The following is an 11,586-nucleotide window of genomic DNA, read 5'->3' on the forward strand; positions in this document are numbered from 1 at the left end:
TGATCAGGAACGCGTCGGCGTTGACGGCCGCACACCAGGCGACGCCCTCGCGCATGGTGCTGGGGGTGCGCTGCTGAGAGGTGAAGTCCAGCGCGGCCAGAATCTCCTCCCGCGAGTAGGTGGCGTGCACCTGCAGCGGAACGTCGCCAAGTTCGGGCACCAGGCCGGCGAGGTCGTAGCTGCTGCGGCGGGCGTTGTCGAAGGTGATGTTGACGACCTGGCGCATCTCATCGGTGACCTGCTCACCGGCCAGGACTTCCAATCCCGCTGTCGGGCTGTCGAACCCGCCGCCGTTGGTCCGCCGCCGCATGTTTGCTTCAGCGCAGTTCGATCAGCCGATTTCCGGCAGCGGCCAGCTCGGCGATGCGATCAATCGACGGCTGGAACCATTTGAGCAATTCTTGGCGCCGGGTGTTGCCGACGCGAACCCACACGATGACCGGTGCAGCATCACTCAGCGTGAGCATGTCGTAGAAATCCTCGTATTTTGTGACGAGCGCGGCATCGTGCTCGAGCGCGTGATCCCAGAGGGTTCGGTCTGCAGCGTCGCCCAGTCCGATTTCGTCAACGTGCCCCGCGGTGTGGCCGTGATCGGTGCGCATGTGCGCGAGCGCCGGCGGCAGCTGCGCATCGATCAGGAACCGCACCGGCTATGACGTGGTCAGGATCGCATGGTCGGCCTGCGTTGCGGCGTACCGCAGGCACGCCTTGACATCGTCGGCGGTCAGATAGGGGTAGTCCGCCAAAATCTCCTGCTCGGGCGCCCCGGCTGCCAGTAACGAGAGCACGTCGGCAACGCGCATGCGGGTTCCACGAATCACCGGCCGGCCGTGGACTATCTGCGGGTCGATGGTGATGCGATCCAGTGCGGCCATGGAGAAAGGATACTGTCGGACGGCCCCTCGGTGTCGGTGTCGCGAAACCGGTTACGGAAGCCACCCCGTTCACGTCCCGCAGAAGGTGCGGTAGGCACCGAACTCCGGCGGCGCGGGTGGCGCGTAGCGTTCCATCCCGTCGCGTTCCCGGTGCGGGTCGGTGACCGCGTCCAGCAGTCGGTGCAGCGGTGCCAGGTCACCGTCGTTGGCCGCGGCGAGGGCTTCCTCGACGAGGTGGTTGTGCGGGTTGTAGACGGGGTTGACCCGGTGCATGGCGTCGGAGTCGGGGTGGTGGGCCTGGCATTGCGCCAGCCAGGTATCGAATGCCGTCGTGTCGGCGAACATGGCGCGCGCGGGTTCGGCGTCGCCCCGGCCAGCAGCGGCCAGGTGGCGGAAGAACGACGTGTAGTCGATACGGTTCTGCGCCAACAGCGCCATCGCCTGGTCGACGAGGATCCCGACTGCGATGGGATCGTCGTCGGCGGTCAGGCCGAACTTGGCGCGCATGCCGACCGACCAGTTCGCGTGGTAGCCCGGCATGAACCGCTCCAGGACGCCCATCGCCAGATCCAGCGACCGCTGCTCGTCGTCGGCGATCAACGGCAGCAGCGTCTCGGCGAGCCGGGCCAGGTTCCACCGGGCGACGAGCGGCTGGTTAGCGTAGGCGTAGCGGCCGGCGTGGTCGATCGAGCTGAACACGGTTTCCGGGTGATAGGCGTCCAGGAACGCGCACGGCCCGTAGTCGATGGTCTCCCCGGAGATCGTCATGTTGTCGGTGTTCATCACCCCGTGGATGAACCCGACCAGCATCCACTGCGCGATCAGCGACGCCTGGGCGGCGATCACCGCGTCGAGGAGCGCCAGGTAGCGGTTGTCCGCTTTGGTGGTGTCGATGTGGTGTCGGGTGATGGCGTGATCGGCCAGCCGGCGCGGCAGATCCAGGTCGCCGGTGTTGGGGGCCCCGGGCGGCGGCGAATTGGAAGCTGCCCACCCGCAGGTGGCTGGCGGTCACCCGGGTGAGCACCGCACCAGGAGCGTGTGTTCGCGCCTGACGTCTCGGCCGGTGGCGATGACGGCCAGCGAACGGGTGGTGCGGATGCGCAGGGCATCCAGGGCTTCGCTGACGATGTATTCGCGCAGCATCGGGCCGACCGCGGCCAATCCGTCGCCGCCGCGGGCGAACGGGGTACGGCCGGAGCCCTTCAGGTGCACGTCGCGGCGGAGGCCTTGCGCGTCTTCGAGTTCGCCGTGCAGCAGCGCCCGGCCGTCACCGAGCAGCTGCACATAGTTGCCGAACTGGTGCCCTGCGTAGACCTGCGCCACCGGGTTGGCGTCGTCGGGTTGGCGTCGTCGGGAAGCGCGGTGCCGGTGAGCAGGCCGATTCCTGCGGGCCTGCGCAGCTAGGCTGGGTCCTGGCCGAGTTCTTGCGCCAGCGGCTCGTTGAGCACCAGCAGCTTCGGGTGGCGTCTCGGCCTGCCACGGCACCGTCAGATCCGGAAGGTCGCTGGCGAAGCAGTTGTCCAGGACGACGATTCCGGCGGGTGGGGCGGTCACGATGTCCAGATTCCGGGTGGGGCTTCAACAGCCGCGGCCGGCCGCAGCGCTGGGTGATCGGCGCGTCTGTCGGCTCCGGTTCTGATCGAGTCCCGCTATCCGTCCTTCATGGGACGGTGTCGTCCAAACTCCGATCGAGCGGCGCGACAACCGTGCTGGTGGCAGCCACCAGGGCTAGCTTGCACGACAGGTCGTCCAAGACCGCATCGTCGATCGCTGGCACGAGTGGTCCCCGCATGCCAAGGACGTGGGTATGCAGACGCCCTCGGTGCGCTCGGCCGAGGGCGGCTGAAAATCTCCGCGCGCGCCACGCATGCCGAATCGGCGGCACTGCACGGGCGCAGGTGTGGGCGGTCAAGCAGCTGCGCGCCGAGGGCCGCGCCGTGTATCTCCACTGCGTTCGGCCGCACAACCGCATACCAGCCCCGGCTGTGCTGTCCGGGCATCGGGAGCGACCACGCCGCCTGGCGGGCGCTCTCAGTCGCCCGTGGATGGCTTGCGTACCAACTACGAACGGCGACCACTTTTGACCTGATTCATGCCCATCGACCCCCCGCTGTTCCCCGACGCCCCAACCAACCTCGCCCCATCTTGGTGCCCCGTTCAATATGATCAGAACGTGCCGAAGTCGCAGACCGATACCGCGCCCCAAGTGCTTGAGCTGAGCGCACTCGATCTGGATATGGCTCCGGACGATCCGGGTATCTACGCATGGTATGCCCGGCTCACACTGGCTGATGACGATTGGAAGCCGCAGGTCAACGGCGGGGTCGATCTCGCAACTCGCTATCTCACGAACGCGGTCTCCGACTACGCCCGAGTGCACCAGCCCAACCCGCTCCACGTACGCGGCACAGGAACCTACAGGCTGAATTGGTCAGGCACGCTTCGGCGCGACTCCATAGCGGACTCGATCACCGATAATGAAGGCACTGTTGTCGACAATAAACTCGATGGGCTGGCAGCTCAACACGATCTCCGTCGGTTGCTTATTACATTACTCCGCGCCGCAACCCCAGTTTTCGCAAGTCCGCTATACATTGGAGTGTCGACGAATCTACGGCTTCGGCTTGCTGCTCATCGGGCAGATTATGAGAACGCACGAGCGCAGATTCGCTTGGACCCGTCAATTGCCACGAAAATGCAATTCGAAGGAGATTCCTTCGGGTCGCGCCTTGCCGCGACTGGACTCCAGCTAGAACACCTCCAGTGCTGGATCCTCCCAGCCAACCTTACGTTGGCCGACACATCTGGAGATAGCGATGCAATAAATTCTCCCCGGGTCGTCGCGGAGACTACCGAATGGATCCTCCAACGAATTTTCTTACCTGTCCTCGGAAGGCAATGATCGATGTCTCTTAGTCAATTAACAAATACGCCCGCTTTTCAGAATCACGCGCAGGGTTTGATTGGTGAGTTTATAACTCCAGCGGGCACAGTAGCGTACCTCATGACAAAGGCGCGCCTCGGCATCGACGCAACCGATCCGGAGCGCCGGCTTACTGAACACCTGGTGCCTGTTCGCGAGGTAATACCTGGGGAAGAGTTGGACTTCAACCAACTGCTTCAGCGCGACCTCGATGACCACCGAGTAGCAGTGAGTCTCGTTCCGTATCTACTCAATACGGATTGGACTGGCCCGGCATTCTTTCCGCCCATTGTTGCGATAGCTCTACCGTTCTCTGGTCAACGCCCCTCGGAGTTCCCGGAATTTAGCCCTGCAGCGCAAGTTGAAGAGGCGCTTACGTGGAGTCAAACGGACGCTGGTCAACATTTTCGCGTTCGTCGCCTGCTAAATGCCACGGGTGAACTCAGCCCGATCTCGCTGGGACAAGTCTGGTGGAATGGAGAGTTCTGCAAGATAGTGGTCATCGACGGCCAGCACCGTGCTATGGCCCTATTAGCCATCGACCGCACAATTCGACAAACCTGGAGCAATGCGGGTGCTGGGGCAAAGTATCGATATTTCTATGAGTCGCGCATCAAGCAAGCTTTGAAGAACAAAGATATCCACGAAATCGAAGTCCCAGTCACTCTTCTCTGGTTCCCCGAGCGGTTCGGCGAGGGAAAACAGCCACACAAGGCGGCTCGCAAACTATTCGTTGATGTAAACAAGGAAGCTCGTACGCCGAGCGAGTCTCGCCTGATTCTGTTGTCTGACGGCGAACTTGCGAACATCCTTACCCGCACGACCCTTACACAGTTGAGGAACCAAGACGACAACAAATACCTCCCATTGTACTGCGTAGAGTATGACAACCCAGACACCAAAACCACGTCTGCACGGTGGTCTGCGTTGACGAATATCCACGTACTTAAGCAGATGGTTACGCGCACGGTTTTTGGACCAGCGAAATACATCAACAAGGTAGATGTCGCGATAGTAGGAAGAGAGCCAGACGAGCAGCGGAACTCTTTCATGCGCGTCCAGCTCGGGGTTTCCTCTCTCTTCCCGGCGACCCTTGACGGCGATGAGCCATTCCCCCGTGACCGGTTAGGAAATACCGACTTTCCGGAATCTGCCGTAGCGAAACTGACGGAGAGGTACCGAGACACGTGGAGCAGCGCGATCCTTACCTTGCTCAGCAAGATCGAAGCCTGGAACGCTCATGCGCGCGCGCTATCGAAATTGAAGAGTCAGTGGCTAGTGGACGACGCGATCGCGTCGCTGGCTCACGACGCCCTCTTTAGCGGTGTGGGAATGTACTGGACCCTTCGCGACTCCGCGACATACTGGTCGGAAGAGCGTCCCCCCGGCGGGGGCGGGCGTCCCGGTAAGCCTGATGTCGTAAAAGCTTGGGACATGATCGCGACCAAGCAAGTTGAGTTCGAGCAGCTACGCGCAGAAGCGCTGCTGGGAAGTAAGGGTAAACGGGAGGCGTCGAACCAAGTCTACCAAGCGATGAATACGCACGCCTGTCAACTCGGCATCGCCCTTACGCTAGCCACGCTTTTTCGGCTAACAATGGCCAACTCCTCCACGGATGCGGTTTCCCTTGCGGAGAGGGTAGCGGAAGGTGTCAACGCCTGGATGCTCAGCAAGACGTCTGGCGAGTATGACCGTCGGCTAGTGTTATGCAGGCGAAGCGACGGCACCCCAAAACATGCGCTCAATGTCATCACGAATATGGATATGCCGCGCGCCGTGCAGTTCAGATATTTCTGGTTGGAGATCCTAACTTCGGAGGAGGCTTTCCAAAAACTTACGCCAGTCGTCGATCAGAACAAGCTCACCGAGCTTCGCGATATTGCTCGTGCTTCGTATATAACGTATGTCGCCGGTGAAAAAGCGCGCGCGCTCAAAACATCCCGGCCAGAACTCACCGAGCGGGAGCGCAAGGATCAGGCGGTGGAAGACGCTCGAAGCGAAGTCCGTCAGGCTCTAATTAAATGGTTCAACGTCACCGCTGCTGATATGGATCATTGGTTGGCAAACCAGGTTTCGGTTCCTACAACATCAATAGAGGACGACGACCAGGACGGTATATTAAGCGGCGATGAGCTATCTCCCGATACAGAGAGCGCTGAAAACGGCGATGCAGTCGATCCGGATATTAGCGATTACATGTAAATCGATGCGCGAACCGGCAATTCCTGAAATGCCGCCCGTTTCACAAGTCCACGCCAACTCTTCGCCAGACCAACAATTCGATGGGCAGGGGTGGAGGCTCAAACACGAGTATGCCGTCGCGGCACCCGGTTAGACTCTATAAATCGTGCGCCGGCAGCAAGCGATGCCCTCGAAGATGCATCCCGGACGTTGCCAACATCGCCTCCCACCCTTTCAAAGTGCCGATTCGCTCGGGTCGCTCATACAACCCAGCTCGAGTCTCCGCGCGTGTGAGCCGCTCGTACAGTCGGCGCTTGGGATCGTCAGCACCCAGGAACTCCTCCTTGCGGTGCAGTAGCGGCGGATTCTCGCAACGGCTGTAGTCACGCCAGTCGACGCTCAGCTTGCGCAGGTTGACAGTCAGGGCCGAGTGCAGCGTTGGGTGCGGGTCGCGGTCGAAGGTCGGGTAGCTGAGGTAGGACACCTGGGGCTCCTGGATAGACAATTTGATCATGTTTGCGTGCGCAACCGTACCGGCCAGCACCCGCGCACAACCTTCGTAGACCTGTAGAACGGGTGGGATCTCGGCCATCGCCGAGCGGTGGACGTAGAGCGCACTTGGCGTCTGTTTGCCGATCCGAGAACTGCGGGCATTCACAGCGACCAGCGCCTGGTCGCCGCACGCTAGCAAGAGGCGGTCGGCTTGAACGCATGCTTCGGTGTAAGTACCGAACAGCGCGCGGAGGTCCGTAGCCAGTATGCGATCGAGTTGTGAGAAGCGCGGTCGCTGTCGGAACCGCGACAACGCGACGTAGACCAATAGTTCTGCGCGGCGTTGGATCGCAACTCGGTCCCAGTAACTGTCCTCGGTGACCCGCCGGATCAGACGCTGTGCGCGACCAACACTGCCAAGCGCTTCGCGGATCGCCGCAGTAGCGTCGACTGGGAGTTCGCCTGCTCGGGGTGGCCGAGCATGGTGGCGCATGAAATCGAATAACGGTTGCAGCGTTTCCCGGTTGGCTTCGTAGTGTGTTTGTGGGTCGATGGAAACACGTGGTCGATATGTGTAGACACGTGAAGCTAGAAAGCGCTGTGCCTCGGTCTCATGCCGGAATACGTAGAAGACTCCTGGAGCAGCGGCTCGCGGCTCAACGCCCAACGTCTGTTCGATCCAATCGGCAAGCTCCGTTTGACTATAGAACTTCTGGAAGGTTCCAGTACGGGTTACCAGGCCATCCCCCATCGGCCTGCCGGTGAGATCGCGGGCATCCCAAGCCATCCGTGCCGAAACGACCAGTAGCCCCTCGGTCAGATCCCACGCCGCACGAAGAGTGTTAGCGCGCTCGCCCGGACGCTCAATCACGTTGATGACGTAGCCGAGATTGACCACGCGCGCTGGCCTACGGTGCCCAGCAGGCCGATGCGTTGGGTCCCAGCCCTCAACGTCGTAGCCCAGCGAGCGTAGGTTGCGGATGTCGTCGCCCTTGCCGCAGCCGTAGTCGAAGACGCTGCAATCTGGATTCAATAACCCATCGGCCACCGCGGTGGCCAACGGGCGCGACAACGCTGCCCGCGTTAGGGCAGTTTTGTGCCGCTCGATGGTCGGCATATTCATACAGCTAGTGACTCCTCCAACCCTACGCTGGCTAGCCCTGCTACATCCCTGACGCGCGGATCGCCAACGAGGTACCCGATACCACGGTGGAGGTGAAGCCGAAACTGTTGCGCGAACGTGTCCTCGGCAAGCGGCAAGCCATCATTGTGGCACCGCAACTTCACCAACGCCCAGAGGATATCGCTGATATCACCGCCGAACGTGCGCCACGACATCTCAACGTTGCTGTCGAGCGCCAGCGTCACCACCGGCGGAGGTGTGGGCTCGGCGAGGGATCTGCAAATAGCCCACCGACACAGGACGTTCCATTGAGTAATGCCCGTTCGCCGCTTTAGAGTTACGAGCTGATCGCGTGCAGTTTGTGACAATCGAACGTACTCTATCGTCATGCTGCCCCCCAGAAGTAGCCTTCTTCAACGTATGTCGCATTCGTGGCGGAATCGAACTTGAGATGGTAGACGCGCCCGAGATGTGGGACGAGTCGCGCGAAGGCTTCACGGTCAACCTCCGTGTCCGTCGACAGCAAAACAACCTGGTGACTGGCATGCGGGAAGTACCGCTCCAACAGGTGCTCGCGGTGCGAACGGTCCAGGCGGCCGAGCGGGGTATCAACCACCACTGGGAGAGGTTGGCCAGCAGCTCTCGCGAGGCCCCAAAGCAGAGCGACCGCTAGCAACTGGCGCTCGCCGGCCGAAAGGTCGGTCGCAGACAACGGACTGCCATCAGCCCCGGTAAGGGACACCGTCTGGGTGTCCGGATCAATCTGGACGTCAGTAACGAGGTCGCGCTTGCGGAGGAGCGAGTCAAGGGCCTCAAGGACAAGCTCGGAGATTCGCTTCACGTGCCGGCGAGTTGCGGACACCCGCAGCCGCTCCAATGTACTTGTGACGCGATCGATATGCTCGACGATGCGCCTGTCGTCTTCGGCGGTGAGATTGGCATTAGCAGCTTTGTCGAGCGTGGATTCGTATTCCGCTTGAGCCTTGTCGCGGTCGTTTCGAGCTGACTGCAGCAACTCGGTAGCCATGGCGAACGACGCTTCCGCTCTAACCATCGCGTCTTGTGCTTCCTCGCGCTGTTCCCGTAGCGGGGCTAATGCTTCCGGATCGGGGATGGCAGCCAGTACCCGTTCTGCCTGGCCAAGCTTCTCCTCCAGCTCTACTCGCCTATCCACGATCGTTTTCAGCCTACGACGAACGTCTGGGAGCATCATCAGCCGGACTTCCAGCGTTGCAGGGTCATTGATCCCGATGATTTCGGCAGTGTCCGCCGAGCTACCACGCCGGCTTCGGTCTGCGTCCAGGAACTTGCTGATGGTGCTTACGGCCTCATCCGTCACGTTCGCAGTTCGAAGCTGTTCCAGTAATGCTTCATCACGCTCATTCAAGACCTCCACCAGAACAGCATCGCGATTAGCTGCATGTTCGAGACTAACACGTTGAGCAAGCTGGCCTAGCAGATCACCGACTTGAAGAAGCGGCGCCAACTCGGCCAGCTCATGGCGGATTTCGGACTCGCATTCCACGATGGCAGCCTTCACCATCGCAGCCGCATTCTCCGCAGATTCACGCTGCTCCAAGAGATCTCCCCCGGCTGCACGGTATGCTTCCGTCGCTTCAAAGAGAAGCTTCTGTCGCCGCTCAACCTCGGTCCGGCGCGCGGCTTCACCCTCAATCGCCACTTCCTCCGCCTGTCGACGTGAAGTGACGAGCTGCTTCTTGTCCTCCACGAGCACCCGCAGGTCCTCGGGAACATGATCTCCTCGGTGGCGCCGCTTAAGCACAACAAGATCAGTGTTCAATCGCTCCACGAGATCAAGCCCCAGAAGTGCGTCGATCGCTGAACCAAGGACCTGACGGGAACGGTCCATGTCTGCGAGCGCCTCTATTTGCTCACCGTCGAAGAAGAACAAGCCAGCAATCCCGCGCGGCAAGAAGGTCTCAACGTGTTCGTTCCATGTCGAGGTCAGCGACGGATTGTGCGTACCGTCAACAGATACGAGCAGAATTTCGCGGATCGATTTGCCCGTACTCTTCCAGCTGCGCCGGATCCAGAACGTCCGTTCATCACCCTCTTGATGCACCGTGAAGGTCAGTTCAATCGCTGCGCCTTCGCTGGCCGGCACGTCCCGATGGATGAGCCCCCGGAGGTAATTTTCGTAGCTACCGTCTTGCTTCCTCGAGAGATACGCCAACGAACCATACAGCGCCAGCTGGATTGATTCCAGGATGGTCGTCTTTCCAGCGCCGTTGAGTCCGCCGATCAACACGATGGGTTTGTTGCCAGACGGTGGTGTTAGATCGATGACGTGACGTCCTGCGAACGTCCCTACGTTGTGAATCGCGAGTTTGTTGATGATCACGATGCGGACTCCGATGCGAAACGAACATACCCATCAGCGATGTCGAGTGGGTCCGGCGGAATCACCTGAGGTTCTTGCGTTGGACGTTCCGTCGCGGACTTGCGCTTCTCGGCCCGCGTGAGGGCGTCAGCTTCGTCGTCGTAGAAGCCGCGATGTAGTGCCCTTTCTAGCGAGTCGAACAGGCCGGCACGCCGGACTCGAGCCCGATGTCGCTGCTCAATATCTAGGAGCTCGCGAACTAGCTCGAAGTGCAGTCGGTCACCTCCGGAGACTTCCTCTAGACATTCGATCATCTCCTTGCCGAGTGGAAGGTGTTCGTCAAGCTCCCTCCCCGGGTAGCTCTCCCCCAGGGCTGCTTCGTAGATGCCCGGCAGGTTGTCTTCAAACTCATGCTTCTCGACCACCCAGAGTCGTCGAATCTCTTCAAGTTCCGGAAGCGTGACCAGGTCAAGCGATCGAACATACTTTGGGCCATTTTCCCGAATCCATGCCTGCGCTTCCAACAGACGCTTCAGCCAGTCCTCTCGCGCTGGCTGCGTGTACGGTCCCGGGATCGGCTTGCCGCGGAACAGCTGGACCGATCCATTCATTCTGCGGAAATCACGGAGGTGACGATCGTCTCCGACATCAAGCGCGTTCCGAATCTCAAGGAGTGGCAGCATCCACTCCTTTTCCTCGTCGTTCTGGATCATCGCCGTCATCGACTTGTCTTTGTCGACGAGAGTGCATGTCCAACATCCAAATCGGCTGTCGCCGCAGCTCGGCGTGCTCGCATCCACGACGAGTGGACACTCGCCGTCGGGTGACGCTCCCTGGTACATGGTGAGCAGCTCCTTGTTGGAGTAGCCCCACGGGTTGGTCTGCTGCATCAAAAACGTCCACACGTCATCGTTCGACCAGTTCTCGATCGGTGAATAGACGAGGGCGTTGGACAAAGACTCATTTGGACTCAATAGATCCCGAAAACGACGAGATTCCAATGCGGTCATCCGGGCAGAGCGAACCGAACTCTCTGCCTTGCGAGTGCCCAGAACTAGGATAACTTCTCCATGTGATCGAACCACGTTGCGGATGAAGGCGTTCGACGGCTTGATCTTCAGACGCTCGGTGCACCAACGGAACTTAGGCCGCGGCGCTGGGTAACCGCGGCCAATCAGGTTCACCCAGAACGTGTCTCCTACAGCAGGAGTCAACCGGTTCGGTGTAATCGGTAGACCCTGCCTCGCGGCTTCCTCGGCCATCACGTCTAACGAATGCGTGACCCACGATGCTACGACTGGGTTCTCTACCAGGGTGTCGGTACTGATTACCTGCACCGGCTTCGTCCGCTGTTCCGGCTGCAGACCTTCCAACGCTAGCCACACAATTTGCAGGACCGCGGTTGAGTCCTTGCCACCGGAGTAACCAACGACCCACGGTACCCCGTCTTCGAGGTAGAGGCGTTGGGTTTGGGCCACCACGTTCTCGACCGCATGGGCATAACCCAGCCCATCGAACGCCGAGCGAGAACGGATAGTCTGGCCGGTCATAGTCCCTCCCTACCTTTCTAGATGGGTGGTTGTTGCCCTCGGCCGTAGGCTTCGAACTGCCCAGGGGCGTCGGGTATGGCTTTCATGGTTGTGCTGTGTTT

The 11,586-nt window shown here is 60.5% G+C and carries 8 protein-coding genes and 2 pseudogenes; 2 read left to right on the forward strand and 8 right to left on the reverse strand.

What is annotated here, in order from left to right:
- From AC2VOU_RS18735 to AC2VOU_RS18750, 4 genes and pseudogenes are all read right to left on the reverse strand, one after another.
- A pseudogene (locus AC2VOU_RS18735) lies at positions 1–295 on the reverse strand (hypothetical protein); the annotation flags it as partial.
- A gap of 22 nt (positions 296–317) precedes the next feature.
- Complete coding sequence (locus AC2VOU_RS18740; RefSeq protein WP_486958714.1) at positions 318–647, reverse strand: DUF5615 family PIN-like protein; 330 nt, start codon at positions 645–647, stop codon at positions 318–320.
- Between the two features lie 3 nt (positions 648–650).
- Positions 651–875 (reverse strand): DUF433 domain-containing protein, encoded by a 225-nt coding sequence (locus AC2VOU_RS18745; protein ID WP_486958715.1) that lies wholly within the window; start codon positions 873–875, stop codon positions 651–653.
- A 69-nt stretch (positions 876–944) separates the two neighbouring features.
- Positions 945–2,429 (reverse strand): annotated as a pseudogene (locus tag AC2VOU_RS18750) (protein adenylyltransferase SelO).
- Between the two features lie 619 nt (positions 2,430–3,048).
- On the opposite strand from AC2VOU_RS18750, the gene AC2VOU_RS18755 reads away from it, so the two are divergent.
- On the forward strand, positions 3,049–3,777 hold the full coding sequence (locus AC2VOU_RS18755) for a hypothetical protein (protein WP_486958716.1): 729 nt from the start codon (positions 3,049–3,051) through the stop codon (positions 3,775–3,777).
- A gap of 102 nt (positions 3,778–3,879) precedes the next feature.
- Positions 3,880–6,000, forward strand: coding sequence for a ParB N-terminal domain-containing protein (locus AC2VOU_RS18760; protein WP_486958717.1), 2,121 nt, complete (start codon positions 3,880–3,882; stop codon positions 5,998–6,000).
- 136 nt (positions 6,001–6,136) lie between these two features.
- Here AC2VOU_RS18760 and AC2VOU_RS18765 read toward each other — a convergent pair whose 3' ends face one another.
- The 4 genes from AC2VOU_RS18765 to dndC are packed head-to-tail and all read right to left on the reverse strand — an operon-like array spanning position 6,137 to position 11,485.
- Positions 6,137–7,594: a DNA phosphorothioation-associated putative methyltransferase gene (locus AC2VOU_RS18765; RefSeq protein ID WP_486958718.1), complete on the reverse strand. Its 1,458-nt coding sequence runs from the start codon at positions 7,592–7,594 to the stop codon at positions 6,137–6,139.
- Complete coding sequence (gene dndE / locus AC2VOU_RS18770; protein ID WP_486958719.1) at positions 7,591–7,983, reverse strand: DNA sulfur modification protein DndE; 393 nt, start codon at positions 7,981–7,983, stop codon at positions 7,591–7,593. The genes AC2VOU_RS18765 and dndE overlap by 4 nt, the downstream gene beginning before the upstream one ends.
- Complete coding sequence (gene dndD / locus AC2VOU_RS18775) at positions 7,980–9,956, reverse strand: DNA sulfur modification protein DndD (protein ID WP_486958720.1); 1,977 nt, start codon at positions 9,954–9,956, stop codon at positions 7,980–7,982. Before dndD ends, dndE begins: the two co-directional genes overlap by 4 nt.
- Positions 9,953–11,485: a DNA phosphorothioation system sulfurtransferase DndC gene (dndC, locus tag AC2VOU_RS18780; RefSeq protein ID WP_486958721.1), complete on the reverse strand. Its 1,533-nt coding sequence runs from the start codon at positions 11,483–11,485 to the stop codon at positions 9,953–9,955. The genes dndD and dndC overlap by 4 nt, the downstream gene beginning before the upstream one ends.
- Positions 11,486–11,586 lie beyond the last annotated feature (101 nt).

It is taken from the genome of Mycobacterium sp. TH-M25 (assembly GCF_057473665.1).